This window comes from Massilia phyllostachyos (genome assembly GCF_021044825.1).
GTDB lineage: Bacteria > Pseudomonadota > Gammaproteobacteria > Burkholderiales > Burkholderiaceae_D > Telluria > Telluria phyllostachyos.
In genome coordinates this window covers 305,785-331,723 of the sequence record NZ_JAJNOC010000003.1, presented here as the reverse complement: position 1 = coordinate 331,723, position 25,939 = coordinate 305,785, and the positions used below count along the sequence as shown (strand labels likewise).

Annotated in this window: 28 protein-coding genes; 7 read left to right on the top strand and 21 right to left on the bottom strand. The window is 67.9% G+C overall.

Annotated features, from left to right (window positions below; all coding sequences use genetic code 11):
- Positions 1–59 precede the first annotated feature (59 nt).
- Both LQ564_RS12465 and LQ564_RS12460 read left to right on the top strand, forming a co-directional pair.
- The gene (locus LQ564_RS12465) at positions 60–224 is read left to right on the top strand and encodes a hypothetical protein (RefSeq protein WP_307729960.1); all 165 of its coding nucleotides are present in this window, start codon (positions 60–62) and stop codon (positions 222–224) included.
- Positions 224–754 carry an FMN-binding negative transcriptional regulator gene (locus LQ564_RS12460; protein WP_231058411.1) on the top strand — a complete coding sequence of 177 codons (531 nt, stop codon included), beginning with the start codon at positions 224–226 and terminating at the stop codon, positions 752–754. The genes LQ564_RS12465 and LQ564_RS12460 overlap by 1 nt, the downstream gene beginning before the upstream one ends.
- Before the next feature lie 28 nt (positions 755–782).
- On the opposite strand, the gene LQ564_RS12455 is transcribed toward LQ564_RS12460, so the two are convergent.
- From LQ564_RS12455 to LQ564_RS12440, 4 genes are all read right to left on the bottom strand, one after another.
- Positions 783–1,463, bottom strand: a complete 681-nt coding sequence (locus LQ564_RS12455; RefSeq protein WP_231058410.1) for a DUF4142 domain-containing protein — start codon at positions 1,461–1,463, stop codon at positions 783–785.
- Positions 1,464–1,573: 110 nt separating this feature from the next.
- Positions 1,574–2,281 carry a DUF4142 domain-containing protein gene (locus tag LQ564_RS12450; protein WP_231058409.1) on the bottom strand — a complete coding sequence of 236 codons (708 nt, stop codon included), beginning with the start codon at positions 2,279–2,281 and terminating at the stop codon, positions 1,574–1,576.
- Between the two features lie 212 nt (positions 2,282–2,493).
- Positions 2,494–4,089: an acid phosphatase gene (locus LQ564_RS12445; protein ID WP_231058580.1), complete on the bottom strand. Its 1,596-nt coding sequence runs from the start codon at positions 4,087–4,089 to the stop codon at positions 2,494–2,496.
- 312 nt (positions 4,090–4,401) lie between these two features.
- Positions 4,402–4,869: a GyrI-like domain-containing protein gene (locus LQ564_RS12440; RefSeq protein ID WP_231058408.1), complete on the bottom strand. Its 468-nt coding sequence runs from the start codon at positions 4,867–4,869 to the stop codon at positions 4,402–4,404.
- Positions 4,870–5,157: 288 nt separating this feature from the next.
- On the opposite strand from LQ564_RS12440, the gene LQ564_RS12435 reads away from it, so the two are divergent.
- Entirely contained in the window at positions 5,158–5,781 is a 624-nt protein-coding gene (locus LQ564_RS12435; protein ID WP_231058407.1) for a head GIN domain-containing protein, read from the top strand.
- Between the two features lie 10 nt (positions 5,782–5,791).
- Here the strand turns inward: LQ564_RS12435 and LQ564_RS12430 are convergent, their stop codons facing one another.
- From LQ564_RS12430 to LQ564_RS12405, 6 genes are all read right to left on the bottom strand, one after another.
- The gene (locus LQ564_RS12430; RefSeq protein WP_231058406.1) at positions 5,792–6,127 is read right to left on the bottom strand and encodes a DUF4326 domain-containing protein; all 336 of its coding nucleotides are present in this window, start codon (positions 6,125–6,127) and stop codon (positions 5,792–5,794) included.
- The gene (locus LQ564_RS12425; RefSeq protein WP_231058405.1) at positions 6,124–6,753 is read right to left on the bottom strand and encodes a hypothetical protein; all 630 of its coding nucleotides are present in this window, start codon (positions 6,751–6,753) and stop codon (positions 6,124–6,126) included. Before LQ564_RS12425 ends, LQ564_RS12430 begins: the two co-directional genes overlap by 4 nt.
- 165 nt (positions 6,754–6,918) lie before the next feature.
- Positions 6,919–7,200 (bottom strand): ArsR/SmtB family transcription factor, encoded by a 282-nt coding sequence (locus tag LQ564_RS12420; RefSeq protein ID WP_231058579.1) that lies wholly within the window; start codon positions 7,198–7,200, stop codon positions 6,919–6,921.
- A 183-nt stretch (positions 7,201–7,383) separates the two neighbouring features.
- On the bottom strand, positions 7,384–7,884 hold the full coding sequence (locus tag LQ564_RS12415; RefSeq protein ID WP_231058404.1) for an arsinothricin resistance N-acetyltransferase ArsN1 family B: 501 nt from the start codon (positions 7,882–7,884) through the stop codon (positions 7,384–7,386).
- A 17-nt stretch (positions 7,885–7,901) separates the two neighbouring features.
- Positions 7,902–9,110 (bottom strand): MFS transporter, encoded by a 1,209-nt coding sequence (locus tag LQ564_RS12410; protein WP_307729959.1) that lies wholly within the window; start codon positions 9,108–9,110, stop codon positions 7,902–7,904.
- An 87-nt stretch (positions 9,111–9,197) separates the two neighbouring features.
- A complete protein-coding gene (locus tag LQ564_RS12405) occupies positions 9,198–10,091 on the bottom strand; it encodes a helix-turn-helix transcriptional regulator (protein ID WP_231058403.1) in 894 nt (297 codons plus the stop codon).
- Positions 10,092–10,189: 98 nt separating this feature from the next.
- On the opposite strand from LQ564_RS12405, the gene LQ564_RS12400 reads away from it, so the two are divergent.
- From LQ564_RS12400 to otsB, 3 genes are all read left to right on the top strand, one after another.
- Positions 10,190–10,930, top strand: coding sequence for an SDR family oxidoreductase (locus LQ564_RS12400; RefSeq protein ID WP_231058402.1), 741 nt, complete (start codon positions 10,190–10,192; stop codon positions 10,928–10,930).
- A 121-nt stretch (positions 10,931–11,051) separates the two neighbouring features.
- Complete coding sequence (locus LQ564_RS12395) at positions 11,052–12,536, top strand: alpha,alpha-trehalose-phosphate synthase (UDP-forming) (protein WP_231058401.1); 1,485 nt, start codon at positions 11,052–11,054, stop codon at positions 12,534–12,536.
- Complete coding sequence (gene otsB / locus LQ564_RS12390) at positions 12,533–13,279, top strand: trehalose-phosphatase (protein WP_231058400.1); 747 nt, start codon at positions 12,533–12,535, stop codon at positions 13,277–13,279. The genes LQ564_RS12395 and otsB overlap by 4 nt, the downstream gene beginning before the upstream one ends.
- Here the strand turns inward: otsB and LQ564_RS12385 are convergent.
- From LQ564_RS12385 to LQ564_RS12335, 11 genes are all read right to left on the bottom strand, one after another.
- Complete coding sequence (locus LQ564_RS12385; RefSeq protein ID WP_231058399.1) at positions 13,274–13,969, bottom strand: glycosyltransferase family 2 protein; 696 nt, start codon at positions 13,967–13,969, stop codon at positions 13,274–13,276. The two genes, otsB and LQ564_RS12385, sit on opposite strands and share 6 nt — an antisense overlap.
- Positions 13,966–14,544, bottom strand: coding sequence for a methyltransferase domain-containing protein (locus tag LQ564_RS12380; RefSeq protein ID WP_231058398.1), 579 nt, complete (start codon positions 14,542–14,544; stop codon positions 13,966–13,968). Before LQ564_RS12380 ends, LQ564_RS12385 begins: the two co-directional genes overlap by 4 nt.
- Entirely contained in the window at positions 14,522–15,295 is a 774-nt protein-coding gene (locus LQ564_RS12375) for a PIG-L deacetylase family protein (protein ID WP_231058397.1), read from the bottom strand. Before LQ564_RS12375 ends, LQ564_RS12380 begins: the two co-directional genes overlap by 23 nt.
- Positions 15,283–16,275, bottom strand: coding sequence for an acyl-CoA dehydrogenase family protein (locus tag LQ564_RS12370; RefSeq protein ID WP_231058396.1), 993 nt, complete (start codon positions 16,273–16,275; stop codon positions 15,283–15,285). The genes LQ564_RS12375 and LQ564_RS12370 overlap by 13 nt, the downstream gene beginning before the upstream one ends.
- Positions 16,266–16,568 carry a hypothetical protein gene (locus LQ564_RS12365; RefSeq protein ID WP_231058395.1) on the bottom strand — a complete coding sequence of 101 codons (303 nt, stop codon included), beginning with the start codon at positions 16,566–16,568 and terminating at the stop codon, positions 16,266–16,268. The genes LQ564_RS12370 and LQ564_RS12365 overlap by 10 nt, the downstream gene beginning before the upstream one ends.
- Before the next feature lie 113 nt (positions 16,569–16,681).
- The gene (locus tag LQ564_RS12360; protein ID WP_231058394.1) at positions 16,682–17,293 is read right to left on the bottom strand and encodes an XAC2610-related protein; all 612 of its coding nucleotides are present in this window, start codon (positions 17,291–17,293) and stop codon (positions 16,682–16,684) included.
- Entirely contained in the window at positions 17,293–18,066 is a 774-nt protein-coding gene (locus tag LQ564_RS12355; protein ID WP_231058393.1) for an enoyl-CoA hydratase, read from the bottom strand. The genes LQ564_RS12360 and LQ564_RS12355 overlap by 1 nt, the downstream gene beginning before the upstream one ends.
- Before the next feature lie 114 nt (positions 18,067–18,180).
- A complete protein-coding gene (locus LQ564_RS12350) occupies positions 18,181–19,377 on the bottom strand; it encodes an acetyl-CoA C-acyltransferase (RefSeq protein ID WP_231058392.1) in 1,197 nt (398 codons plus the stop codon).
- 26 nt (positions 19,378–19,403) lie between these two features.
- Positions 19,404–21,800 (bottom strand): 3-hydroxyacyl-CoA dehydrogenase/enoyl-CoA hydratase family protein, encoded by a 2,397-nt coding sequence (locus LQ564_RS12345; RefSeq protein WP_231058391.1) that lies wholly within the window; start codon positions 21,798–21,800, stop codon positions 19,404–19,406.
- A gap of 118 nt (positions 21,801–21,918) precedes the next feature.
- Complete coding sequence (locus LQ564_RS12340) at positions 21,919–23,709, bottom strand: acyl-CoA dehydrogenase C-terminal domain-containing protein (RefSeq protein WP_231058390.1); 1,791 nt, start codon at positions 23,707–23,709, stop codon at positions 21,919–21,921.
- Between the two features lie 51 nt (positions 23,710–23,760).
- Positions 23,761–24,366 (bottom strand): TetR/AcrR family transcriptional regulator, encoded by a 606-nt coding sequence (locus LQ564_RS12335; RefSeq protein WP_231058389.1) that lies wholly within the window; start codon positions 24,364–24,366, stop codon positions 23,761–23,763.
- Positions 24,367–24,649: 283 nt separating this feature from the next.
- On the opposite strand from LQ564_RS12335, the gene LQ564_RS12330 reads away from it, so the two are divergent.
- Complete coding sequence (locus tag LQ564_RS12330) at positions 24,650–25,867, top strand: hypothetical protein (protein WP_231058388.1); 1,218 nt, start codon at positions 24,650–24,652, stop codon at positions 25,865–25,867.
- The last annotated feature ends 72 nt before the right edge of the window (positions 25,868–25,939 follow it).

Genomic DNA, 25,939 nt, shown 5'->3' with positions numbered 1-25,939 from the left:
GGACCTATAGGCAAGCCAATGCAGTGCCTAAGATGATGGCTCTTTCAACAGGAGGATGCATGAAACGGTTCGAAGCCCGGGTGGCGTGGCAGCGCGATGGCCAACCTTTCCTCGACGGACGCTACAGCCGCGCCCACGCCTGGCGCTTCGACGGCGGGCGGCACGTAGCGGCGGCATCCTCGCCGTCCTTGAGGACGGACATCGTCGTCATGGAGGCGCGCTGATGTACCTGCCGGCCCGCCATCGCCAATCCGACCCGCAGGCCATGCGCGCACTGGTCGAGCGCCACGCCCTCGGCATGCTGGTGACGCTCGACCAAGGCCTGCCGGTTGCCGACCACATTCCCTTCGAGTTCGTCGCCGGCGGCGAACATGGCCTGCTGCGGGCCCACGTGGCGCGCGCCAATCCGCTGTGGCGTCGGGCCGGGCAGGAAGTGCTGGTAGTGTTTCGCGGGCGGGCATCCTACGTGCCGCCGGATGCGCAAGAAAAGGCGGAGACTGGCGGGCGCGTGGTGCCGACCTGGGATTATTCAGTGGTGCATGCGCGCGGGGTGCTGCGCGCGATCGAGGATCCGGCCTGGCTGCTGGACTTCCTGCGCGGCCAGACCGCGCATCATGAAGCGGCGCAAGCGCAGCCCTGGTCGGTGGACGATGCGCCGGCCAGCTACATCGACGGCATGCTGAGGGCCATCGTCGGGATCGAGATTCCCATCGACCGCATCGACGGCAAATGGAAAGGCGCTCCCTCGGCCTGAGGCGAGCGCCCTCGCCGGCAGTGCAGCATTACTTCTTCATCGGCGTCGGTTCCTTGCCGGTGGCGGTGCTGGTGTCGTTGCCCGGCGTGCCGGCGGTGCCGGTGGCGCTGCGCGCGGTCTTGGCGATCATCTCGTCGGCGGCCAGCAGATGCTGCTCGACGATCGGGCGCATCTTGGTGACCAGGGCCGTGACTTCCGGATCCTTCAGCTTGTCCATGTTCGACTTCAGCTTCTCGTGGGTGGCGCGGTGGTCGCGCCGGCCCGACTGCTTGATGTAGGTGCGGTCGAAGATGTCGCCGCTGAGCGCCTCCAGCATCTTGCTCTTGGCCTTGTGGGTGAGGTTCGGCTCGGCCGGCAGCTCGACGCCCTTGGTCTGGGCCAGGGCGCGCACCTCGGCGTGGGCCTTGGTGTGCTCGTCGATCATGCGCTGGGCGTAGGCGCGCACCTGGGCGTTCTGGCTCTTCTCCAGGGCCAGGCGCGCGGCCGCGATCTCGGCCAGGTTCGATTCCGCCAGGTCTTCGAGCGCCTTGCGGTCGGCCCGGTCCAGCTTGGCCGGCGCCGCCTTGCCGGCGGGCGCGGCGCCCGGGGTGGCGGCGGGCGTAGCCGCCTGGCCCTTGTCGGCATGGGCCGGCGCGGCGGCAAAGACGGCGGCCATCAGGACGGCCGGCAATGCCGTGCGCAGCGATTGTTTGCGGTGTTGTTGCTGCATAGGTTTCTCCCTTATCTGTACTCAAACGGCTGTGCCGGAAACGCATGTGCGCCGGCGGGACGCGACTCCCGCCGGCGCACGCCTTGCTGCTGGTTCAGTCGAACCGGGGCTTATTTGCCGGAAGTGGTGCCCGACTTCGCCGACGACATCTGCTGCGCGGCCTTCAGGTGCTGCTCGACCACCGGCAGGGTCTTGTCGGCCGCGGCCTTCACGTCGCCGTCCTTGGCGCTCTTGCTGATCTTCTGCAGCTTGGCGTGGGTGTCCTTGTGGTCCTTCAGGCCGGCCATCTTCATGTATTCCTTGTCGAAGGCGTCGCCATTGAGTTTTTCCAGCTTGGCCGACATGGCCTTGTGCTTGGCGTCCAGTTCGGTCGGCAGGGTCACGCCCTTCGACTGCGCCAGCGGCTGCAGGTCGGCCAGGGCCTTGCCGTGGTCGTCGACCATCTGCTGGGCGAAGGCTTTCACTTCGGCGTTCTGGCTCTTGCTCAGGGCCAGCTTGCCGGTCTCGACCTCGGCCATATTGGCCATTGCCATGTCCATGATCGCCTTCTTGTCGGCCGCGCTCACCTTGGCCATGCCAGAGCCGGTCTGGCCGCTAGCGCCCGATGCGCCCGAGGTCTGGGCGCTGCGGTCTTCCATGCCCTGGCTGCTGGTGTTGTTGACGGTGCCGTCGGCGGCGGTCTTGCCGGTCATGTTCTGGGTGCTGGTGGCGCTCTGGTTCGTCATCGACTGGGCGGTCTGGGCCTGGGCGCCGAAGGCGCTGAACATGGCGGCAAACGCGCTCACCGCGAGCAGTTTCTTGATCTGGTTGTTCTGCATGGTTTTTCTCCTGTTGGAATGGTATGGGGCGGCCGCTTCGGCAATGCCACGCGCCGTCACCTGTCCTGTCTGACATCGCGTCATGTCGAGCGTGGTCGAGTGTATCGCCGCGCCTTGCGGGACAGCGCACGTTAGCCGTATAGCAACTTTCGATATGCGCAGACGTAAAAAAGGCCAGTCCGCGGACTGGCCTCCCAGGGAAGTTCTTCCGTTCAGCGGAAGCGCAGGGCGGCGGTCAGATCGCCCGGCCCGCGTGCGCCGCGCGCTTCGAAAGCGGCGTTGCGGGCCGCCAGGCCTTCCAGCAGCGGCAGGCCGTGCAGGCGCGTGATGAAGCGCAGGATCGAGGTGGTGTCGTAGAAGTTGTGGTCGACCGCGCCGCGCTTGGCGTGCGGCGAGACGATGATTGCCGGGATGCGCGAGCCCGGGCCCCAGCGGTCGCCCTTGGGCGGCGCCACGTGGTCCCACCAGCCGCCGTTCTCATCAAACGTGATCACCACCACCATGTCCTTCCATTGCGGCGATTTCTTCAGGTGCTCGATCACATTGGCCACGTGGGCGTCGCCCGATTCGATGTCCGAGTAGCCGGCGTGCAGGTTGAGGTTGCCCTGCGGCTTGTAGAAACTGACCGCGGGCAGCTTGCCGGCCACCGCGTCGGCGATGAAGCGGTTCGAGATCGGACTGTCGCCCAGGCCGCCGTCGCGCAGGTGTTCGGTGCGCGCCCTGGTGCCGGGGGCGAACTGCTTGAAGTAATTGAAGGGCTGGTGGTGGTACTGGAAATTCGGCCGGCTGCCGTCGCCGCGGCCGTCCAGCGCGGCTTGCCAGCCGCCGCCGTACCAGGCCCAGCTCACGTCCTTTTCGGATAGCAGGTCGCCGATGGTCTTGTAGGTTTGCGGCGGCAGGGTCGACGGGTCCTGCGGGTCGGCCAGCAGCGGGTCGCCGCCCGGCGCCGGCTTGACCCAGGTCGGCTGGTAGGGCGGCGCCATGGTGTTGACCGCGTAGCCGTCCGGCGTCATCGCGCCGTTGTGCACGTACTTCGGCTTGCCTTCCAGCGCCGACCTGGGCGAACCTGGCTCCAGCGCCAGGCGGGTGCCGGTGGGGCCGTCGGCCAGCACCGCGATCTTCGATTTCGCCGGCGTCGAGGCCGCGTTGAAATACTCGGGGGTGCGACCGCTGATCAGGAACTGGTGGTTCAGGTAGGAGCCGCCGAAGGCCGCCATGAAGAAGTTGTCGCACAGCGTGAATTCGCGCGCGATCTGCCACAGGCCCAGGTTCTTGCTGGTCTCGCCGTAATGCCCCATCACCAGCGCGCCGGAGTCGCCCCAGGCCACGAAGCCGTCGTTGCGGCCGCCGTTGATCTGCATCTGGTTGTGATAGAACTGGTGGGTCAGGTCGCGCGTGATGATCCCTTCCGGCAGCGGCTTGCCCTCTGCATCGCGCAGTTTCCACGGCGCATTCGGCAAGCCCTGGATCTCGTCTTCCTTGATGATGTAGTCCTTGCCGCCCAGGTTCTGGCGGCCCGGCACCATGCCGCCCCAGATCTTCGGCAGGCTCGGGAGCACCGAGCCGTCGCGATCCTTTTGCTGGTAAGCCTGCGGCGGCAGGCTGGAGAGCGGTGCGGCCAGGCCGGGGAAGTCGGCGAACAGGTTGTTGAAGCTGCGGTTTTCCAGGTAGATCACGACCACGTTCTTCACGTGGGCGCGCAGCTTGGCGTCCAGCGAACCGGCCTTGGGCGCTGCGGCGGGCTTGGCCGGCGCGGCGTCGGCCAGGCCGGGCACGGCCAGCGACAGGCCAGCGGCCGCGGCCTGCATCACGCGGCGGCGCGCCGGGTCTTCGGGTTGGGTGGCGGAAGTATCTTGGGAAGGTTGCACTGCCTGCTCCGTGTGGCTTCAAGGGAAGCAGGCATTATCGGCTCTTTTATTGCCAGCAGGAATATTGACGCTGCAAATCCCCGCGCGCACGCCATATTCTGTCAAACGCCGGTCACATTTGCCGGTCAGAATGCAATGGCTCCTTGGGAAGGGACGCTGGCGGCGCAAGCCGCCCTACCGGCGCCGGCGGTCGGGAAATATACCGGCACCAATTCAATCACGCTGCGCGTTGCGCGCAGCGCTTCAAACCGCTTACAACAGCGGGATCAAGATGTCGTAGGCATTGTCCGGCCGCGCGCCATCGTGCAGGGTAGGCGTGTAGCGGCGGTCGTAGCGCTCCAGGCGCCAGCCCTCCTCGTCCTGCACCATGCCCAGCTGCTCGATGGCGGCGTAGCCGGTGAGGTAGGTGGCCTGGACGCGCGCCATCGGCCCGCGGTGGGTCAGCATGGCGTAGCGGCGCTCGGGGATGCGGATCCCGATCATCCCGGGCGGCAGGTTGTTCAGGTCGGCGACTTCGGTGGCCACGCATTCGACGCGCATGCCGTCCTTGTCGTGCAGGCTGACGCCGTAATGCAGGTCCTTGCTTTCTCCCAGCTCCTGTTCGCGTGCCAGGAAGTCGCTCCAGACTTCCGGCATATCCGTTTCCAGGGCCAAAGACGGACCGACGAGCGGCAGTCCGGCAAGCTTCAGTTCAGGCAGGGTAACGGTTGAGATGTGCATGATCGTTGGTGGGCTAAGTGACGAGAAAATTATAGCCTTATCGCCTCGACAATATTAGCATCCGTGCAATCGTGCGCGGCCATTTGTGTTGATCACACAGCTATTTTTTACAAACGCCGCACAACACCCGTATCGACACGCACGAAGTCCATTTCATGCGGGCATTGAAATGACGGCCAGCGCCCCGCTCGACCGTCCAATCCCGTTTTCTTGCAGTCCGTCGCAAACGCCGCCCCGGCTTTGCCTAGCTCCCTACAATGGATGCATACCACTTCACCGGAGACCACCATGCAACGCCTGATCCTCGCCGCCGTCCTGTCCCTCGCCTCGCTGTCCGCCCACGCCGACGAGCAGATGCGCCAGGTCACCCCGTTCAAGGGCATCACGGTCCAGGGTCCGGTCAGCCTGGTGGTCGAGGCCGGTAAATCCTTCTCGCTGCGGGTCGAGGGCGACGCGCGCTTCATCGACCGCGTCACCAGCGAAGTGTCCGGCGGCGAGCTGCGCCTCGGCTACAAGGAAAGCAAGCGCGCCAATATCGGCAACAAGGACCGCGTCATCGTCACCCTGCCGGAACTGCAGCGCTTCAGCGGCGAAGGCGCCGGCCAGATCATCCTGAACAATGTGCGCGGCGAGCGTTTCGACGTCGACTACCGCGGCGCCGGCCGCCTGGCGATCAACGGCGAGGTGCGCACCCTGCACCTGCACGCCGAGGGCGTGGGCGAAGTCGACACCAAGGACCTGCGCACCCGCGACGCCGACGTCAGCTTCGAGGGCATCGGCTCGGTCAAGGTCCACGCCAGCGAGAAACTGGACGCCCGCGTGCAGGGCATGGGTAACCTGAGCTACTACGGCAATCCGCGCAAGGTGAGCAAGTCGGTGTCGGGCATCGGCAGCGTGGTCGCCGTCAAATAAACGAAGTGTCTCAATCGGCGCGGTTGGCGATCTCGAGCAGCACCTCGGCGTGGCAGGGGCCGTCGAGCGGGCACCAGCAGGCCAGGTTCCTGCCGCGCAGTTCCAGCCGCGCCTGTTCGGCGATGCGGCGCCCGGCCGGGTCTTCCATGATCCAGCGCCGGTAGGCGGCCACCGCCTCCGCCACCGTCGGCATGGCGGTGTAGCGCGTGCCGACCGGTGTGCCGGGCGCGAGCTCCGGCGCCACCGAGAAGGGATTGCCCCAGCGTCCGGGGCGCACCACCGACACCGTCTCCGGCGGCAGCTTCCAGCCTTTTCTGCGGCTCAGCTGTACGCGCACCGGCGTCATGGCAGCGGCCTTGCCGCCCCCGCCGCTTGCTGCGCCATGGCTGGCGGCGCCGGCGCGCGTTCCCGGAACAGGCTGGCCTGGGCCGCGAGCAGCGACAGATAGGCGGCCAGCTCGATCAATTCCTCGAACACCATCGCATACGGCAGGCGCAATGCGAACGTACATTGCAGATGGCCTTCGGCGCAGCTCGAGCCGGCTTCCGCCAGCACGGCCAGGCCCAGCACCAGCCAGGGGATGTGACCTTCGCGCAGCAGGCGCAGCGCCAGCCGGTCGAGGCGCCAGCGGCAGGCATGCACGAGCGCCGCACCCAGCAGCAGGCCGATGGCCGGCGCCACCAGCGGCTTGTACCAGAGGTTGCGCGAGGAAAACACCGGACCGTGGTCGGTGAGCGCCAGCGGCGCCCCGAACACCGCGCCCCAGCTCAGCTCGCGCCCCGCCAGCACGATCCACAGGGGCGCGGCGCACAGCGCCAATGTCGCCAGCGGCAGCGGCCGGTTGCGCCACCAAGCGCGCAGGGCGAGCACGGCGCCGACCAGCAGGACCAGCACCTGCGCCACTTCGAGCGGACCGTTTTCCCATCCCCAGCTGCGCGGCAGGATCATCGAGAGCGGGTAACACAGGAGCATCACCGCTGCCAACGGCAAGGCGCCGGACGGAATGCGGCTGGGAGGCAGGACGGCAGGGAGGCAGGCGGGTGACGGCATCGCGAGGCGATCGACAAGGAATCAATCGCGCATTGTGACAAGAAAGTCCGCGCCGCCGCGCACGCTTGAGCACGCAGGCTTGCACCGTCAGTCGGCGCAGTGCTCGGACAGGAAGGCCAGCAGGCCGTGCATCGTGCCGCCCTGCGCCGCGTAGATCAGGAAGCGGCCTTCCTGGCGCGGCGCGATCAGGCCGGCGTGGGTCAGTTCCTTCAGGTGGAAGGACAGCGAGGACGCCGGCATGTCGAGGGTCTCGGCGATGCGGCTGGCCGCCATGCCCGTGCTGCCGGCGCGCACCAGCAGCCGGAACGCCGCCAGCCGCGAGTCCTGGGCCAGCGCGCCGAGCGCCGCGATCGCGGCCTTGGTGTCCATCGGGGAGTCCTTCATCGTTTCCATCGCGGGAAGTGGCAAAGCTTCGAATGGTATCGAAGGCTTTTGACAGACTGATGACAGGCCGGCAGCCACCGTGCGCGGGACCTTGCCCCAGGTGCTGTTCGGCCCGCGCACGCTAGCGCTGGTATTGCTCGGCTGCTCGCTGGCCTCGCCGCTGCCCGATTATGCGAGCCGCAGTTCCCAGTAGCCGACGTCGACCCAGCCCCCGAACTTGCGCCCCACTTCGCTGAAGTGGGCCACCTTGCGAAAGCCCAGCTTCTCGTGCAGCGCCACGCTGGCGGGATTCGGCTGGGCGATCCCGCCGATCACCATGTGCACGTCCAGGCCGCGCAGGGCGTCCAGCAGCGCGCGGTACAGCAGCGTGCCGACGCCGCGCCCGGCGGCATCGCCATCGAGGTAGACCGAGCTTTCGACCGAGGTGCGGTAGGCGGGACGGACCCGCCACCTGGTGGCGTAGGCATAGCCGAGCAGGCGCCCTTCGCATTCGGCGACCAGCCAGGGCAGGCCGGCCTTGCCCACGTCCGCGATGCGCTGCGCCATGTCGCTGCCGGTCACCGCGTCTTCCTCGAAGCTGATGGTGGTGGTCGCGACATAGGGGTTGTAGATGGCGCAGATGGCGGCTGCGTCGTCGAGCGTGGCGGAGCGGATCGAGATGGCGGTCATGCCTCATTATAGGCAGGCTAGCCGCGCGCCGACTCCGTCCGCGGCAGCAGCACCGCGAGGATGCCCAGCAGCGGTAAAAAGGACGCGATGCGGTACACGTGCTCGATGCCGGTGCTGTCCGCGATCGCGCCCATCGCCGCGGCGCCGATGCCGCTGATCCCGAACATCAGGCCGAAGAACAGGCCGGCGATCATGCCGACCTTGTTCGGCACCAGCTCCTGCGCGAACACCACGATGGCCGAGAAGGCCGAGGACATCACCAGGCCGATGATCACCGACAGCACCGCGGTCCAGCCCAGGCTCGCATACGGCAGCGCCAGGGTGAATGGCGCGGCGCCCAGGATCGAGAACCAGATCACGCGCTTCCTGCCGATGCGGTCGCCGATCGGCCCGCCTGCGAAGGTGCCGGCCGCCACCGCCGCCAGGAACAGGAAGAGGTAGCCCTGGGCCGACTCCACCGACACGTGGAATTTTTCGATGAGATAAAAGGTGTAGTAGCTGGACAGGCTGGCCATGTAGATGTACTTCGAGAACACCAGCATGGCGAGCACGGTGAGCGCCCACAGCACCCGCCCGCGCGACAGGCCGGGGCCGGCGTGCACGGCGACCTTGCCGGTGGCCTTTTTCAGGTGGCCGGCGTACCAGCGGCTCACGCCAATCAACACGGCGACCGCCAGCAGCACCAGCACCATCAGCCAGGCGATGCGTCCCTGCCCGCTGCCCACGATGATGGCGGCCGCCAGCAGCGGCCCGAAGGCCGAGCCGAGGTTGCCGCCGACCTGGAACAGCGACTGGGCGAAGCCGAAGCGTCCGCCCGACGCCAGGCGCGCGACGCGCGAGGCTTCCGGGTGGAAGGTCGAGGAGCCGACGCCGATCATGCCGGCGGCCAGCAGCAGCATGGCGAAGCTGTGCGCCATCGACAGCAGCGCGACGCCGAGCAGGGTGATGCACATCCCGGCCGGCAGCAGGAAGGGAATCGGGCGCTTGTCGGTGACCAGGCCGATCCACGGCTGCAGCAGGGAAGCCGTGCACTGGAAGGTCAGGGTGATCAGGCCGATCTGGGCGAAGCTGAGCGCGAATTCCTGCTTGAGCAGCGGGTAGATCGCCGGCAGCACGGCCTGCACGCAGTCGTTGAGCAGGTGGACGAAGGCGACGGAGAACAGGATCTGCATCACCGTGCCGGATGGCGAGGCGGCGACTGGCGTGGCGGGGGAAGGTGTGGACATGGGAGAAACCGGTTGGAAGCGTCCGCCAGTCTACTACGGGCGTCGCCGGGCTGTTGATCCGTGCTGCCACGTAGGACCGGCCGGGTTTCAGCCAGTGCTGGATGCATAGCGCGCCGGCGGCATGCCGGCATGGCGGGTAAAAGCGACGCTGAAGGCGCTGGCCGAGCCGTAGCCGACCCGCGCCGCCACTTCGGCGACGCCGCCCTGCCCGCGCCGCAGCAGGTCGCCGGCCAGCGCCATGCGCCACGCGAACAGGTAGGCCATCGGCGCCATCCCGAGCGCGCGGCTGAAGCGTTCGAAGAAGGTCGAGCGCGACAGGGCCGCCTCCTGCGCCAGCGCTGCCACGGTCCAGGCCCGCGCCGGGTCTTCGTGCAGGCGGCGCAGCGCCGCGGCGAGGCGCTCGTCGGCCAGGCCGCGCAGCAGGCCGGGCGAGGCCGCACCCTGGGCGCCTGCGCGCAGGGCGTCGATCAGCAGCACTTCCAGCAGCTTGGCCAGCAGGATGTCGCGCGCCGGCCGCGCCGCGCGGAACTCGTCGCCGACCAGCTGCACGATGACGGACAAACGCCGGTCGCCGCGCACGTGGACCAGTTGCGGCAGCAGCGAGACCAGCAGCGCCGCGTCGGACGAGGCGAAGCTGCAGTAACCGACCAGCATCCTGACGTCCGGCGGGCCATCCTGGATCCCGTGCCGGATCTCGTTGTCGCGCATGACGGGCGGCGCTACTTCATCTTCCGGCGGCGGCCCCAGGCTCGACATCGTGAAGTTGCGCGCCGAGGGAATCAGGACGAAGTCGTCCTGCTCGAGGACGATGGTCTCGTGTCCGTCGACCGCGAGGCGGCAGCCGCCCTCCAGCACCACGCCGTAGAAGGGCCGGCCGTATTCGGAACGGCGCACGCGCCAGGGCCCCGCCCCGGTGACGACCTTGGAATACGGCGCGCCCGGCTGCAGCAACAGGACGAGTTCGGCGAAAGGATCGACCATGTTCGGACGCTCGCGAATGAAATGTGTACTTTCGATTATATCCAGTCCGGAGCCGGCGACCTATAGTGCTCCCATCCCCACCACATCAGGAGCCCCTCATGCCCACCGTCCTTATCACCGGCTGCTCGTCCGGATTCGGCCTCGCCACCGCCAGCTACTTCCTGGAACGCGGCTGGGACGTCGTCGCCACCATGCGCACCCCGCGTCCCGACCTGCTGCCGGTGTCACCGAAGCTGCGCATCGTCGCGCTCGACCTGCTCGATCCCGAAAGCATCCAGCGTGCGGCCGTGGAAAGCGGCCCGGTCGACGTCCTGGTCAACAATGCCGGCATCGGCCTGATGGGCGTGTTCGAGTCGACGCCGATGGCGACCCTGCGCGAGGTGTTCGACACCAACCTGCTGGGCGCCATGGCCGTCACGCAGGCCGTGCTGCCCGGGTTCAGGGAACGCGGCGCCGGCGTGATCGTCAACGTCTCGTCCGCCACCACCTACGGGCCGCTGCCGCTGCTGGCCGCCTACACGGCGAGCAAGGCGGCGCTGAATGCCTGGACCGCGTCGCTGGCGCTCGAGCTGCAAGCCATCGGCGTGCGCGCGCACCTGGTGCTGCCGGGCCGCTCGCCGGAAACGTCGTTCGGCCGCACCGCGCAGGCGCGCATGCAGGACGCGGCGCCGCAAGCCTATGCCGGCTTCCTCGACGGCGTGTTCGCCGGCCGGCGCGGCGACGGGCCGGTCACGCATGCGCTCGACGTGGCCGAGGCGGTCTGGCGCGCCGCGACCGATCCGGGCACGCCGCTCTCCATCCCGGCCGGCGCGGACGCCGAAGCAATGGCAACGGCATGAACCGCGAGGGACCCGCTGGCGCGTGTCGGCGCTACGCCTAAGTGAAGCGGCGAACAGTTATGTGAACTCATCCGTACTACCTTGCTTCTTTCGTTCCGAGAAATAGCGAGAGGAAGAAGGCATGGCCGACCCGATGCTCTCAAACGCCGCCGGCGTGCGCAATGCGGCCGACCTGGCGCGCCTGCTCGCGCGCCTCGACTGCGGCGAGGACATCATCGTCGTCTCGAACCGCGCGCCCTGGATCCACCGCGCCACGCCAGACGGCATCGTCGGCGAACGTCCCGCCGGCGGCCTGGTGACGGCGCTGGAAGCGGTGTTGGCGGGCCAGGGCGGCTGCTGGATCGCGCACGGCAGCGGCAGCGCCGACCGCGCCACCTGCGACGCGCGCGGCCACGTGCTGGCGCACCACCTGCCGGGGTCCTACCGCCTGCGCCGCCTGTGGCTGTCGGACGCCGAGGTGGCCGGCTACTACGACGGCCTGGCCAATGGCGCCCTGTGGCCGCTGTGCCACCGCGCCGGCGTCGAACCGAGGCTGCGCGAGGCCGACTGGGCCTGCTACCGCCGGGTCAACCAACGCTTCGCCGACGCCGTGGTGGCCGAGGCGCGCAGCGAGCGGCCGGTGGTGCTGGTCCAGGACTACCACCTGGCGCTGGTGCCGGCCATGGTGCGCGCGCGCCTGCCGGACGCCGTCATCCTCACCTTCTGGCACATTCCCTTCCCCGAAGCACGCACGCTGGCGCGCTTCCCCTGGCGTGCGGAACTGATGCGCGGCCTGCTGGCCAGCACCGTGCTCGGGGTGCAGACCGCCGGCGACCTGGCGCGCCTCGACGCGGCGCGCGCCGGCATGAACGAGCCGCCGGGCGGCGCCGTGGCGCGCGCCTATCCGATCTCGATCGCCTGGCCGGTACAGGAGCCGGATGCCGTGGCAGCGGCGCACACGCGCATCCGCAACCGCTTCAAGGTGGCGCCGGGCGTGCGCCTGCTGCTCGGCGTCGACCGCATGGACTACACCAAGGGCATCGTCGAACGGCTGCGCGCCTTCGCGCTGTTCCTCCAGCAGAACCCGGACCAGGCCGGCCGGGTCGCCCTGCTGCAGGTCGCTGCGCCGGGCCGGACGGCGCTCGCCCCCTACCGCCGGCTCGACCGCACCGTGCGCGTGCTGGCGGGCCGCATCAACCGCCGCTTCGGCCGCGCCGGCTACCTTCCGGTGCTGCTGCACACCGGCGGCCTCGATGCGGCCGGCGTGGCGGACTGCTACCGCGCCTGCGACGCCTGCCTCGTCACCAGCCTGCAGGACGGCATGAACCTGGTGGCCAAGGAATTCGTCGCGGCGCGCGCCGACCTGCGCGGGGTGCTGGTGCTGAGCCGCTGGGCCGGCGCCAGCGCCGAACTGGCGCAGGCGCTGCCGGTCGACCCGCGCGACATCGCGGCGCTGTCCGAGGCGATCGGCGCCGCGCTGGCCATGCCGCCCGGCGAGCAAGGAGCGCGCATGGCGGCCATGCGCGCCGTGGTGCGCGAGCACACCGTGTTCCGCTGGGCCGCGCGGCTACTGGAAGACGGCATGGCGGCCCAGGCGGCCGTCCCCGCAACCGCGGTGGCGGCATGAGCGCGCTGTTTTCGCAGGAGGGCCGCGCGGCGCTGGCGCGCTTGCGCGGCGTGCCCGCCATCTTCGGCTTCGATTTCGACGGCACCCTGGCGCCGATCCGGCCCACGCCCGGCGAAGTGGCGATGGAGGCGCGCACCGCCGGCGCATTCGCCGCACTCGCGCGGCGCCTGCCGGTGGCGGTGGTCACCGGGCGCGGCGTCGCCGACGTGCGCGCGCGCCTGGCCGGCACGCCGCGCTGGGTGATCGGCAACCACGGCGCCGAAGGCATGCCCGGCGCCGATCCGGCGCGCCAGGCCGAACAGGCGGCCATCTGCGCCGGGTGGCTGGCCCAGCTCGCGGGCACGGACGCGCTGACCGGCGCCGGCATCCTGCTGGAAGACAAGCGCTATACGCTGTCGCTGCACTACCGCCTGGCGCCAGAGCCGGAAAGCGCTCGGGCGCGCCTGCTCGCGGCATCGGCCGCGCTGCATCCTCTACCTGCCATCGTGCCCGGCAAATGCGTGCTGAACCTGCTGCCGGCGGGTTCCTGGGACAAGTTCCGCGCGCTGCGCGAGCTGGCGGACGGCGCGCCCGTGTTCTTCGCCGGCGACGACGAGAACGACGAGATCGTGTTCCGCCAGGCGCCACCTGGCTGGGTGACGGTCAAGGTGGGCAGCGAGGGACCGAGCGCGGCGCGCTTTCGTTTGAAGAGCCAGGAGGCGATGGCGGATTGCCTCGAGCTGCTCCTGGCGCTGTGTTCATGACGCGTTGTCCAGCATCCGCAACAGCGTATCGCCGAAACCGTCGCGCGCCCGCGCATCCACGCGCGCACTGGTGAACACGCGCGGCCGCGCGCTCCAGGCGAAGCGCGCGCCGATCCCCTCCAGCGCCCGGACCAGCAGCACGTCCTCGTGGCAGGGCACTGCCTCGAAGCCGCCGGCGGCCCGGTAGGCGGCCGCGCTGACGCCGAGATTGGCGCCGTGGATGTGGCGGTGTCCGTCGCGGTCCTGGTAGAAGCCGTCGAAGTGGGCGCGCAGCGCTTCGGCCGTCTGTCCGTGCGGCGACCAGTCGTCGACCGCCACCGAACCGCACACCACGTCGGCGTTCAGCGCCAGCTGCGCGGCCAGCCAGCCGGGCGCGACGCGCGTGTCGGCATCGGTAAAGGCGAGCCAGCGCGCGCCCGCATCCAGCAGATGCCGGGCGCCGGCGGCGCGCGCGGCGCCGACGCGGCGTTCGTCCACCTCGATGCAGTCGAGCGCCACGCCAACGGCCGCGAACCGTGGCAGGCAATCCTGCACCACTTGCGCCGAACCGTCGGTGCAGGCGTCCAGCACCACCAGCACCGTCACCGCCTCGCCGTCCAGCGCGGGATCGCGGGCGGCGGCCAGCAGCGCGTCCAGGCAGGCGCCGAGAAAGGCTTCCTCGTTGTGGGCGGGGATCGCGACGCCGATCATGGCGCCTCCTTCCGCCAGACCTCGAGCAGGAAGTCCTGGTCGAGGTGGTGCACGGCGCGCGTCATGCCGGGCAGGCGGGCAATCAGCGCATGCGCCGCTTCGGTGCCCGTCACGCGGTCGTCGAAATCGTGCAGGTAGTGGCACAGCGCGAGTTCGCCGCCCGCGTCCAGCATGGCGCAGGCGCGCACCAGCATGTCCTCAAGGACGTCGGCCTCGAAGTAATACGCCAGTTCGCTGATGACGACCAGGTCGAAGCGTTTGTCGCGCGGCCATTGCGCGGGCAAGCTGCGCTGCTCGATGCGGAACTTATTCACGCCCGCTGCGTGCAGATGACGCCGGGCGGCGGCCACCGCGCTGGCGGCGCCATCGCAGGCCAGCAGCCGTTCGCAGCGCTGCGCCAGCTGCGCGCTCATCTCGCCGTTGCCGCAGCCCGGCTCGAAGGCGCTGCGGTAGCGTTCCTTGCCCAGGCTGGCGAGCAGCAGCGCGCGCTTGCGCCGCTCGTACCAGGCGGCGCGCACCGCCCACGGGTCCTCGTCGGCCGCGTACAGGGCTTCAAAATGGGCGTGCAGGGTCATGGAAGAACAGTTCGAAAGGGGTGAGGACGCGCTCCAGCGCCTGCGGCGGCACGATCGGCGCCGCGCCGCGGCTGACGTCCGGCAGCACCTGGCTCGCGAAACAGGCCATGGCGGCGCGCTTCCTCGCCAGGACGGCTTCCGGCAGCGCCAGCCTGCGCGCATGCGCGAGCGGCATCGCGCCGTCGTCCGGCGCGCTCCAGTGCCAGCCCCAGACCGGGGCTTCCAGGGTGCGCGCGCCGCAAGCGCGCGCCGCCGCCAGGCAGGCGCGCGCGGTCGCCTCGTGGTCGGGATGGCCGTCGTAGCGCCAGGTGGTGAGCACCACGTCGCTGGGCGCCAGCAGCTGCGCCAGCCGATCCGCCAGCTCGGCCTCGCGCGCCGTCACGCCGCCGTCGGGTATCCCGAGACGAAGGACGCTTGGCGCGACGCCGAGGCAGGCCAGCGCCGCTTCGGTTTCGCCGGGACGCATGGCGCGCAGCCGCTCCACCGGCCACTCCAGCGATCCGGGGTGGCTGGCTTCGCCGTCGGTGACCGCGACCAGCAGGCTTGGACGGTCCGCCAGCAGCTGCAGCAGGCCGCCGCAGGCCAGGATCTCGTCGTCGGGATGCGGCGCCACCACCACCAGGCGCGCGCCGGGCGGCGCCAGATCGGCAGCGCCGGCATCGGCCACGCCGGCCAGGGCGGCGCTGCCGCGCCAGGCATCGGCGGCGGTGCCGTCGCCGCGGATGAAGCGGTCGCGCGCTACAGCATCCATGGCCGCCCTTCCCCTTGCGCCACCAGCCGGCCCAGCGTTTCGAGATCGCGTTCGGCATGGCTCTGGCGGATGAACACCGGCAGGTCGGCAAAGCGGCGCGCCATGTCGGCATCCTTGCACATCGGTCCGGGGCCGAGCGCGCGGCCGACCGCGGCGAGCACCGCGCCGCACGCCGCATCCACGCTCAGGCGCACCGACAGCGCCGCCGCCATCGCATCCGCATCGGGTGCGCGGTCGATCGCGGCGGCGGTCTCGCGCATCAGGGCGGCGCTGCCCTGCAGGGCGACCGTCACCTCGCCGAGCTGCGCCAGCCGGTGCGCATCCTGCCGCGCACGCATGGCCTGCGCCAGCGCCTCCGCCAGCGCCGTGGCCGCGCCGAACCAGCAGGCGGCAACGCCCGCGCCGCCGTGCCAGAAGCCGGCGCGCTGCACATAGAAGCCGGGGCCGCCCAGTGGCTGGGCGGCGACGCCGTCGAAGTGCACGTCGATGCTGGCGGAGCCGCGCATGCCGACCGCCTGCCACGTGGCGTCGCTCATCGAAACGCCGGGCTGGCGCAGATCGACGGCGACCAGCATCGCCTCCCCTGCAGCGTTCCAGCAGCTGACTACCGCATGCGTGACGCTTTGCGCGCCGGAACACCAGGCCTTGCGGCCGTTCAGCACGAAGCCGCCGTTGCCCGTGCGGTCCAGCTGCAGGCGCGCATCGGGCGGTTCGGCGCACCAGGTGCCCCAGGCCGATCCCGCTTCATCGCGCGGCGCGCCGGCTTCATGCAGGATCGCCAGCGCGTCGGTGTGGCCCTCGAACAGCTTGGCCAGGCTCAGGTCATGCGCGCCGACGGCGGCGAGCAAGCGCCAGCGCTCCAAAGTTGCGCCGTGGCCCGGCAGCGGCAGGCGGTCGGCGCCGGCCGCGATCAGCTGGTGCAATGCGGCGGCAGGTTCGAGGCCGGCCAGTTCGCGCAGGGAATCGGTGTTTAGTTGCATAAAAAGCATGCTAGCACCGATGCACGGATGAGGTCCGCACGGAAGCGGATATGCGCTATCGCGTGGCCCGTGCCCGCGTCCACGCTCCGATGAGCTCCAGCGCGCGAAGACATCGTCTCGGCGATCCCTTCCACTTCGGAGAACTCGCCGCTGCCCGCGGTCTGGAAGAAGTGGTTCAGGTCCGGCAGGCGCCGGACCTCGGCATGCGGACTGGCGCCCAAGGCCGCCTTCAACGCGGGGATGAAGGTATCGACCGCCACCACCCGGTCCTTGTCGCCAACGAGGGCCAGCACTGGGCGGCTGCCGCAGCCAGCAGCAGGCTAGCCAGGCACCAGATGTAAGGGCGTTGCAGTAGTCGTGGCATGTGCAGGAAAGCGGAGCAAATGCCCACTGTAGCATCGCAGGCTCAGAACTCCGTGGTGCAGTCGGTCTTGGTGCGCTTCCTGCCGCCACGGTACTCGGTCTCCACGTGCTCGTAGCACTGCACCTCGCCGTCCTCCTTATAGCGCGGCGAGACCTGGTATTCGCGTTGCAGGAGGAGCTTGCCCTTGCTCCAGCAATGGCGTGCCGTGTACATGTCCGCGGCGCCGCCCTTCCAGAAACTGGTGACGCAGTTCTTGTCGTCGCGGTCGAGCTCCAGCCCGCCGATTTCCGACAGCGCCTCGTTCAGCACGAAGCGCCTGGTCGCCGGCTGATAGAGGAACACCGAATTGCTCTCGTTGCCGATGCCGGCCACGCTGTTCGTCACCACCAGATCCCGGCAGCCGTCGTTATTGAAGTCGGTTTCGGTGCGCAGGGATTCGCTGCTGCCGTAGTAATTCTCCAGCTTGTCGAGCACCTGCACGGTCTTGCCGAATGCGTTCTTGACCAGCACCCGGCCACTTGATGGTTCGGCCTTGTTCGCGCTCTGCCACTCGAAAGTGAGCGCGGGCGTGGCGCGCGCGCTGCACCACGGGTCCGCCGCCATGGCCGGCAGCGCGCAGCAGCACAGCATCGCCATTGCAAGGACCCGCTTCATCAGTCGAACTTCGAGAAGTCGGGTTTGCGCTTCTCGAAGAAAGCGGTGAACGCTTCCTTCGCTTCCGGCGCCAGCAGCATGGCGGCGAAGCGTTCGTTCTCGGCGGCGATGGCGGACTCGATGTCTTTGACGCGCGGGCGCTTCATCAGCGCCTTGGTGGTGCGGATCGAGGCGGCCGGCAGTGCGACCAGCTTGGCGGCCTGCTGCTCGGCGAAGGCGCGCAGTTCCGCGGCCGGCAGCACTTTCGTGAGCAGACCCATGTCGAAGGCTTCCTGGGCGCCGAAGGCTTCGCCCAGCAGCAGCTTCTCGGCGGCGCGCGGGTAGCCGGCCGATTGCGTCAGCAGCAGCGATGAGCCGAATTCCGGGCACAGGCCGAGCTGGGTGAAGGGCATCGAGAATTTCGCATTGTCGGCGGCATAGACCAGGTCGCAGTGCATCAGCATGGTGGTGCCGATGCCGATGGCGGCGCCGGCGACTGCGGCGATGACCGGCTTGGTCGAGCCGTGCAGGGCGCGCATGAACTGGTAGACCGGGCGGTTTTCGACCGCGACGCCGGGAGCCGAGTTCTTCATGAAGTCGTCGAGGTCGTTCCCGGCGGTGAAGATCTCGGGTTTGCCGGCGATGAGGATGGCGCGGACGGATGTGTCCTGTTCGGCGTCCAGCAGGGCGTCGGCCATCGACTGGTACATCGCGGCGGTGATGGCGTTCTTGCGCTCGAGGCGGTTGAATTCGATGGTAAGCAGGCCGGCGGCCTTGGTGATCAGCATGTCCATGGTTCAGGAGTCTCCCGTATTTTTGTGAGGCTGGTTGGACGCGTGGGCGGGGGACCGCCCACCCTACGAGGGCAAGCGATCCTCCCGCCCACGCGGTGATGTACTTCCTGGTACTTAGACGCGCTCGATGATGCCTGCAGCGCCCATGCCGGCGCCGACGCACATCGTCACCATGCCGTACTTCAGGTTGTTGCGGCGCAGTGCGTGCACGACGGTCGCGGCGCGGATGGCGCCGGTCGCGCCCAGCGGGTGGCCGAGGGCGATCGCGCCGCCCATCGGGTTGACCTTCGAGGTATCCAGACCCAGGTCGCGGATCACGGCCAGCGCCTGGGCGGCGAAGGCTTCGTTCAGCTCGATCCAGTCCAGCTGGTCCTGGGTGATGCCGGCGGCGGCCAGTGCGGCAGGGATGGCGACCTTCGGGCCGATGCCCATGATCTCCGGCGGCACGCCGCGCACGGCGAAGGAGGAGAACTTGGCCAGTGGGGTCAGGTTGTGCTCCTTCAGGATCTTCTCGCTGACGACGATCAGCGCGCCGGCGCCGTCCGACATCTGCGAGGAGGTCGCGGCGGTCACCGAGCCCTTGGCGGCGAACACGGGCTTGAGCTTGGCCATGCCTTCCATCGAGGCGTCGGCGCGCGGGCCTTCGTCGAGGTCGACGGTGCGGCGCTTCACGGTGATCTCGCCGGTCGCCAGGTTCGGCGTGCGGGTGACGATCTCCACCGGGGTGATCTCGTCCTTGAAGTAGCCGGCCTGCTGGGCGGCGATGGCGCGGCGGTGCGATTCCAGGCCAAAGGCGTCCTGGTCTTCGCGCGAGATCTTCCATTGCTCGGCCACCTTCTCGGCGGTCAGGCCCATGCCATAGGCCAGGCCCACGTTCTCGTCCTTGAAGGTCTCCATATTGATCGACGGGTGGTGGCCCATCATCGGGACCATCGACATCGATTCGACGCCGCCGGCGATCATCACGTCGGCTTCGCCCACGCGGATGCGGTCGGCCGCCATTGCCAGGGCGGTGATGCCCGAGGCGCAGTAGCGGTTGACGGTGACGCCGCCGACGGTGTTCGGCAGGCCTGCCAGCACCACGGCGTTACGCGCCACGTTGAAGCCCTGCTCGGCTTCCGGGAAGGAGCAGCCGACGATGGCGTCGACGATCAGGGCCGGGTCCAGGTTCGGCACGGCGGCCATGGCGCCGCGGATCGCGTGCACCAGCAGGTCGTCCGGGCGGGTCTTGTTGAAGAAGCCGCGCGGCGCCTTGCCGATCGGGGTGCGGGTCGCCGCGACGATGTATGCGTCTTGAAGTTGTTTGCTCATGATTTGTCGTCCTGTTCTGTCGTCGCTTAGTTACGGACCGGCTTACCGTTCTGCATCATGCCCATGATGCGTTCCTGGGTCTTCGGATTGGCCAGCAGCGCGATGAAGGCCTTGCGCTCCATGTCGAGCAGCCACTGCTCGGACACGACGCTGCCCTGGTCGATGTCGCCGCCGGTCACGATCTCGGCGATGGTGTCGCCCAGGTGGTAGTCGTAGGCCGAGATGAAGCCGCCGTCACGCATGTTGACCAGCTGGCCGCGGATCGTCGCCCAGCCGTAGCGGCCGGTGACGGTCACGTTGCGGCGTGCCGGCGCGCGGTAGCCGGCGTCGAACATGGCGCGCGCGGTGGTCTTCGCCACGTGCAGCAGTTCGTAGGGGTTGAAGACGATGACGTCGTCTTCCTTCAGGTAACCCATGGCCTTGGCTTCCAGGGCTGATTTCGACACCTGCGCGGTGGCCGCGTTGGTGAAGCCGGTCTTCAGGAATTGCAGGATGTCGTTGCCCTTCGCTTCCGTGAAGGCGCGCACGGCCGCCTCTTTCAGGCCGCCGCCGGCCGGCACCAGGCCGACGCCGACTTCGACCAGGCCGATGTAGGACTCGATCGAGGCGACACGCTTCGACGCATGCAGCGCCATCTCGCAACCACCGCCCAGCGCCAGGCCCGCGACCGCGGCGACCACCGGGATGTTCGAGTACTTCATCTGCATGAACACGTCCTGCAGCTGGCGCACCATCGGTTCCATCGCCTTGGCGCCGCCCATCATGAAGGCCGGCAGGGCCGACTGCAGGTCGGCGCCGGCCGAGAAGGCGCCGCCTTCGGCCGCGTCGGTATTCCAGATCACCAGGCCCTTGTAGCCCTTCTCCGCCTCTTCCATGCCGCGCTGCAGGCCCTTCACCACGCCTTCGCCGATGACGTGCATCTTGGTCTTGAGCGAGATGACCAGCACTTCGTCGTCCGCGTGCCACAGGCGCACCGAGTCGTCCTCGAACACGGTGGTGCCGAAGGTCTTCGGATCGATGCTGGTCGAACCCAGGACCGGGGCGCGGAACTGCTGGCGCTTGTAGACCGGCAGGTCGGACGCAGGGACGTAGGCGTTCTTCGAGGCCGAGTACGAGCCTTCCGCGGTGTGCACGCCCTTCTCCGCGACCTGGCCTTCGAATACCCAGCTTGGGAGCGGTGCGTTGGTCAGCGCCTTGCCGGCGTCGATGTCTTCCTTGACCCATTCGGCGATCTGCTTCCAGCCGGCCGACTGCCAGGTCTCGAAGGGACCGACGCTCCAGCCGAAGCCCCAGCGCATCGCGAAGTCGACGTCGCGCGCGTTGTCGGCGATGCTGTCGAGGTGGAAGGCGATGTAGTGGAAGGCGTCGCGGAAGATCGCCCACAGGAACTGCGCCTGCGGGTTGGTCGATTCGCGCATGGCCTTGAACTTCTTGACCGGGTCCTTCTCTTTCAGGATGCGGCCGACGATGTCGGCAGCTTTCGCGCCGCCCGCGACGTATTCGCCGGTGGCGAAGTCGAGGCGCTGGATCTCCTTGCCGACCTTCTTGTAGAAGCCGGCGCCGGTCTTCTGGCCCAGCGCGCCCTTCTCGATCAGCCTGGCCAGCACGTCCGGGGTCTTGTACAGGCTGAAGAACGGGTCGTCCTGCAGGGTGTCCTGCATGGTCTTGATCACGTGGCCCATGGTGTCCAGGCCCACGACGTCGGCGGTGCGGAAGGTGCCCGATTTCGCGCGGCCGAGCTTGGCGCCGGTCAGGTCGTCGACCACGTCCACGGAGAGGCCGAACTTCTCGGCTTCATGGATGGTGGCCAGCATGCCGAAGATGCCGACGCGGTTGGCGATGAAGTTCGGGGTGTCTTTCGCACGCACCACGCCCTTGCCCAGGGTCGAGGTCAGGAAGGTTTCCAGCTGGTCCAGGATTTCCGGACGGGTGCTGGTGGTCGGGATCAGTTCGACCAGGTGCATGTAGCGCGGCGGGTTGAAGAAGTGGACGCCGCAGAAACGCGCCTTGAGTTCTTCGTCGAAACCTTCGGCCAGCTTGTTGATCGACAGGCCCGAGGTGTTGGAGGCGAAGATCGCGTTCGGGGCGATGTGCGGGGCGACCTTCTTGTACAGGTCGTGTTTCCAGTCCATGCGCTCGGCGATGGCTTCGATGATCAGGTCGCAGCCCGCCAGCACGTCGAGGTTGTCCTCGTAGTTGGCGACTTCGATCAGGGCCGCGTCATCCTTGTTGCCCAGCGGGGCCGGCGACAGTTTTTTCAGGTTCTCGATGGCGCGCAGGACGATGCCGTTTTTAGCACCTTCCTTGGCGGGCAGGTCGAACAGCACGACCGGCACTTTCGCGTTCACGCAGTGCGCAGCAATCTGCGCCCCCATCACGCCGGCGCCCAGCACGGCGACTTTCTTGACGATGAAATTGGACATGTAAGTCTTCCTAAGAGTTAGCTCGTCGTTCCGGCGCAGGCCGGAACCCAAGTTTGGTGCTTAGCCGCGAACTTGGGTACCGGCCTTCGCCGGTACGACGGTATGCGTGATGAGGTGGTTAGAACAGATCCGCGTCCATCGCCAGCAGGTTCGATGCACCCGAACGCGCCTGGCGAATCAGCATCGCGGTTTCCGGATACAGGCGGGCGAAGTAGAAACGCGCCGTGTGCAGCTTGGCCGCGTAGAACTTGTCATCCGAATCCTGCTTGGCCAGCGCGATCTTCGCCATCTGCGCGAAGAAGTAGCTGAACACCAGGTGGCCGACGACGCGCAGGTATGGCACGGCGGCAGCGCCGACTTCGTCCTGGTTCTGGAAGGCCTTCATGCCGATTTCCATGGTCAGCTTGGTGACCTTTTCACCGAGCTCGCCCAGCGGGGTCACGAATTCCGACATCGACTCGTCCAGGCCGTTCTCTTCCACGAAGGCCTTGATCTTCTCGCCGAAGGCGCGCAGCTTGGCGCCGTTGTCCATCAGGATCTTCCGGCCCAGCAGGTCGAGCGACTGCACGGTGTTGGTGCCTTCGTAGATCATGTTGATGCGGGCGTCGCGCACATACTGTTCCATGCCCCACTCGCTGATGTAGCCGTGGCCGCCGTAGACCTGCATCGCTTCCGAGGTCGCGATCCAGCCGTTGTCGGTGATGAAGGCCTTGACGATCGGGGTCAGGAGAGCGACTTCGCCGGCGGCTTCCTTGCGCACTTCCTCGTCCGGGTGGTTCAGCTCACGGTCGATCTGCAGCGCGACGTACGAAGTCAGCGCGCGCGCGCCTTCCGCGAAGGCTTTGGCGGTCAGCAGCATGCGGCGCACGTCCGGGTGCACGATGATCGGGTCGGCCGGCTTGTCCGGGGCTTTCGGGCCCGACAGGCTACGCATCTGGATGCGGTCCTTCGCATACACCAGCGCGTTCTGGTAAGCGACTTCGGTCAGGCCGAGCGACTGCATGCCGACGCCCAGGCGGGCGGCGTTCATGAACACGAACATCGCCTGCAGGCCCTTGTGCGGCTGGCCGATCAGGGTGCCGATGGCGCCGTCCAGGTTCATCTGGCAGGTGGCGTTGCCGTGGATGCCCATCTTTTCTTCGATGGCGCCGCAGGCGATGCCGTTACGCTCGCCCAGCGAACCGTCGGCATTGACCTTGAATTTCGGGACCAGGAACAGCGAGATGCCCTTCGAGCCTTCCGGCGCATCCGGCAGGCGCGCCAGCACCAGGTGGACGATGTTCTCGGCCATATCGTGTTCGCCGGCCGAGATGAAGATCTTCGAGCCGCTGATGGCGTAGGTGCCGTCGGCCTGCGGTTCGGCTTTCGAGCGCAGCAGGCCCAGGTCGGTGCCGCAGTGCGCTTCGGTCAGGCACATGGTGCCGGTCCACTCGCCCGAGACCAGCTTCGGCAGGTACAGCTTCTTCTGCTCGTCGGTGCCGTGCTCCTTCAGGCACTCGTAGGCGCCGTGCGACAGGCCCGGGTACATGGTCCATGCCTGGTTCGACGAATTCAGCATCTCGTAGAACGAATTGTTCAGCGAGACCGGCAGGCCCTGGCCGCCGTATTCCGGATCGCACGCCAGCGCGGCCCAGCCGCCTTCGACATACTGTTTATACGCTTCCTTGAAACCCTTCGGGGTGGTCACGGCCTTGGTGGACGCGTCGAAGGAGCAGCCTTCGCGGTCGCCCGAGTGGTTCAGCGGGAACAGCACTTCCTGGGTGAACTTCGCGCCTTCTTCCAGCACCTGGTTGATGATGTCGGCGTCGATTTCCTGGTAGGCAGGCAGGTTCTTGAACTCTTCGCTGACGTTGAGGAATTCGTGCAGAACGAACTGCATATCCCGGATTGGCGCGACGTACTGACCCATGGTTTTCTCCTGAACGAAGGTAAAAGTGTAATTAGCTGGACTGGCGGTGCTTTATTGCGCCGGCGTGGATGGATTGCGATAGTTTTCGATCAGCCGCTCGAAGCCGCGGCGCGCCCGGTCGACCGACCCGGGCATGCGCAGGAAGCGCGCGTCGTGGTGCAGGGCCAGGATCAGCCCGTACATCTCGTACACCAGCTGCTCGGCGTCGGCATCAGGCCGCAGGTGGCCGACCTCGATCGCCTGGCGCGCGCTGCGCTGCAGGGCGCCCTGCCAGGCCTGCACCATCTTGACCAGCTCCTCGCGGATCGGGCCCGGACGGTCGTCGTACTCGACGGCGCCGCTGATATAGATGCAGCCGGACGCGATCTCGACCGACACGCGGGCAAGCCAGCGGTCGAACATCGACTGCAGGCGCGGCAGGCCGCGCTGCTCGCGCACGCTCGGGAAGAACACTTCCTGCTCGAAGCGGTGGTGGTACAGCTTGACCACTTCCAGCTGCAGGTCTTCGCGCGAACCGAAGTGGGCGAACACGCCGGACTTGGACATGTTCATCCGGTCGGCCAGGAGGCCGATGGTCAGGCCTTCCAGGCCGTCGCGGCTGGACAGCTCGAGCGCCACGTCGAGAATCGCCGCCCGCGTGAGTTCGCCCTTGCGCATGAATTTGGCTGAAGTAGTGATAGCTGCCCCTGAATCGAAAAAATCCGAACGCTCGTACTATTATCTACTGAGGTTGAAATGTCAAACGGGAACTTAGAGGCGAGATTCTATTGATGCAAGACAACAGCAGGAGGAGGAAACCGCCTGCTGACCTGCCAGGCTGGATACGGCCAGGACAACGTTGTCGCAGATGTAAAAATACCCCATTTTGGGGGCTTGTGGCGTACGCAGGTGGCCGGCAAGCTCAAAGCCCGCACTATTTTCTTCGGTTAGCCCCTCTTTCATGCACGTACACCGCCTGCTCCCCCTTCTCCTCGCACTGTTCAGCGCCAGCCTCCCCGCCGCACAGCCCACCCTGGCGACCCATGCCGCCGTGATGGCGCGGGCCTCCGCGCCAGTCGATTTCGTGCTCGACAAGTTCAGGACGCACGAGCTGTTGATCTTCGACGACGCCATGCACACGGCGGTCGAGCCCTGGCGTTTCTATATCGAGCTGGTACAGCATCCCGCCTTCCATGGCCAGGTGCGCAACATCTTCATCGAAGTCTTGCCGGTTAACTTCCAGCCGGCGATCGACGCCTATCTGGACAGCCCGGTCGACGACCCCACCCTCCTGTATCCGGCCCTGCAATCGGCCGGCGACCTGGGCTGGGCCTACCAGACCTATATCGACCTGCTGCGCGCAGTGCGCGAGGTGAACCGCACGCTCCCGGTCGACAAGCGCCTGCGCGTGATCGGCACCGACCAGCCCTCCTACTGGCCGCTCATGCAGACCAGACGCGACTGGGAACTGAGCATGGTCTCGGGCGAGGCGCGCGATTACCATATGTACGCCGTCACGGCGAGCCAGCTGGGCTGGTTCAAGGAGAAGGAAAAGGGCATCCTGCTGACCAATACTCGGCACAGCTACAAGGGCGTTCGCAATGCCCAAGGTCGGCTTTACTGGAACGCCGGAACCTTTTTCCAGCAGAACCACCCCGGCAAGAGCTATGCCGTGCGTTTTCACCATGCGGCACTGGAACTCAAGCCGCGCACGGTCCCCGCTGGCGCGAGCACCCGCGAAGGCCTGGAGCGCGCCTCGGTGCGCTGGATCCGCATGGAAGACGGCGCCTGGGACTGCGCCCACCAGGCCGCCGGTTACCGCCCGCTCGCCTTCGACCTGCAGGGCACGCCCTTCGGAAAGGCGGCTTATGTGGGCAACCACATGATGGATGCGCAGGCCGGACAGACCATGGCCGACGCCTACGACGCCCTGGTCTTCCTCGCGCCGCTCGACGGCTCGAGGAGCACGGCGCGGGCCGACATCTATACGCCGGCGTTCAGGAAGGAGCTGGTGCGGCGCCTGCGCGTGATGCGCTCGGAGGAGGAGATTACGGCGCTGCTCGGAAGCGCCGGCGTGCCCACGCTGGAGGCCTACGTCGACAAGTCCTTCCAGCCGCGCGGGGAACAGGTCGAGCCGGTGGTGACGAAGCTGCCGCCACTCGCCTGCAAGCAGGACTAACGCCACGAAATAAATATGTTTTTGGCTGCCATAACCGGCGCGTTGCTGCGTTGGCTCCTGCTTGCAGTGCTC

Coding starts and splice junctions, on each gene's coding strand:
- LQ564_RS12465 (WP_307729960.1), top strand. CDS start 60: ATGAAACGGTTCGAAGCCCGGGTGGCGTGGCAGCGCGATGGCCAACCT.
- LQ564_RS12460 (WP_231058411.1), top strand. CDS start 224: ATGTACCTGCCGGCCCGCCATCGCCAATCCGACCCGCAGGCCATGCGC.
- LQ564_RS12455 (WP_231058410.1), bottom strand. CDS start 1,463: ATGCAGCAACAACACCGCAAACAATCGCTGCGCACGGCATTGCCGGCC.
- LQ564_RS12450 (WP_231058409.1), bottom strand. CDS start 2,281: ATGCAGAACAACCAGATCAAGAAACTGCTCGCGGTGAGCGCGTTTGCC.
- LQ564_RS12445 (WP_231058580.1), bottom strand. CDS start 4,089: ATGCAGGCCGCGGCCGCTGGCCTGTCGCTGGCCGTGCCCGGCCTGGCC.
- LQ564_RS12440 (WP_231058408.1), bottom strand. CDS start 4,869: ATGCACATCTCAACCGTTACCCTGCCTGAACTGAAGCTTGCCGGACTG.
- LQ564_RS12435 (WP_231058407.1), top strand. CDS start 5,158: ATGCAACGCCTGATCCTCGCCGCCGTCCTGTCCCTCGCCTCGCTGTCC.
- LQ564_RS12430 (WP_231058406.1), bottom strand. CDS start 6,127: ATGACGCCGGTGCGCGTACAGCTGAGCCGCAGAAAAGGCTGGAAGCTG.
- LQ564_RS12425 (WP_231058405.1), bottom strand. CDS start 6,753: ATGCTCCTGTGTTACCCGCTCTCGATGATCCTGCCGCGCAGCTGGGGA.
- LQ564_RS12420 (WP_231058579.1), bottom strand. CDS start 7,200: ATGGACACCAAGGCCGCGATCGCGGCGCTCGGCGCGCTGGCCCAGGAC.
- LQ564_RS12415 (WP_231058404.1), bottom strand. CDS start 7,884: ATGACCGCCATCTCGATCCGCTCCGCCACGCTCGACGACGCAGCCGCC.
- LQ564_RS12410 (WP_307729959.1), bottom strand. CDS start 9,110: ATGTCCACACCTTCCCCCGCCACGCCAGTCGCCGCCTCGCCATCCGGC.
- LQ564_RS12405 (WP_231058403.1), bottom strand. CDS start 10,091: ATGGTCGATCCTTTCGCCGAACTCGTCCTGTTGCTGCAGCCGGGCGCG.
- LQ564_RS12400 (WP_231058402.1), top strand. CDS start 10,190: ATGCCCACCGTCCTTATCACCGGCTGCTCGTCCGGATTCGGCCTCGCC.
- LQ564_RS12395 (WP_231058401.1), top strand. CDS start 11,052: ATGGCCGACCCGATGCTCTCAAACGCCGCCGGCGTGCGCAATGCGGCC.
- otsB (WP_231058400.1), top strand. CDS start 12,533: ATGAGCGCGCTGTTTTCGCAGGAGGGCCGCGCGGCGCTGGCGCGCTTG.
- LQ564_RS12385 (WP_231058399.1), bottom strand. CDS start 13,969: ATGATCGGCGTCGCGATCCCCGCCCACAACGAGGAAGCCTTTCTCGGC.
- LQ564_RS12380 (WP_231058398.1), bottom strand. CDS start 14,544: ATGACCCTGCACGCCCATTTTGAAGCCCTGTACGCGGCCGACGAGGAC.
- LQ564_RS12375 (WP_231058397.1), bottom strand. CDS start 15,295: ATGGATGCTGTAGCGCGCGACCGCTTCATCCGCGGCGACGGCACCGCC.
- LQ564_RS12370 (WP_231058396.1), bottom strand. CDS start 16,275: ATGCAACTAAACACCGATTCCCTGCGCGAACTGGCCGGCCTCGAACCT.
- LQ564_RS12360 (WP_231058394.1), bottom strand. CDS start 17,293: ATGAAGCGGGTCCTTGCAATGGCGATGCTGTGCTGCTGCGCGCTGCCG.
- LQ564_RS12355 (WP_231058393.1), bottom strand. CDS start 18,066: ATGGACATGCTGATCACCAAGGCCGCCGGCCTGCTTACCATCGAATTC.
- LQ564_RS12350 (WP_231058392.1), bottom strand. CDS start 19,377: ATGAGCAAACAACTTCAAGACGCATACATCGTCGCGGCGACCCGCACC.
- LQ564_RS12345 (WP_231058391.1), bottom strand. CDS start 21,800: ATGTCCAATTTCATCGTCAAGAAAGTCGCCGTGCTGGGCGCCGGCGTG.
- LQ564_RS12340 (WP_231058390.1), bottom strand. CDS start 23,709: ATGGGTCAGTACGTCGCGCCAATCCGGGATATGCAGTTCGTTCTGCAC.
- LQ564_RS12335 (WP_231058389.1), bottom strand. CDS start 24,366: ATGCGCAAGGGCGAACTCACGCGGGCGGCGATTCTCGACGTGGCGCTC.
- LQ564_RS12330 (WP_231058388.1), top strand. CDS start 24,650: ATGCACGTACACCGCCTGCTCCCCCTTCTCCTCGCACTGTTCAGCGCC.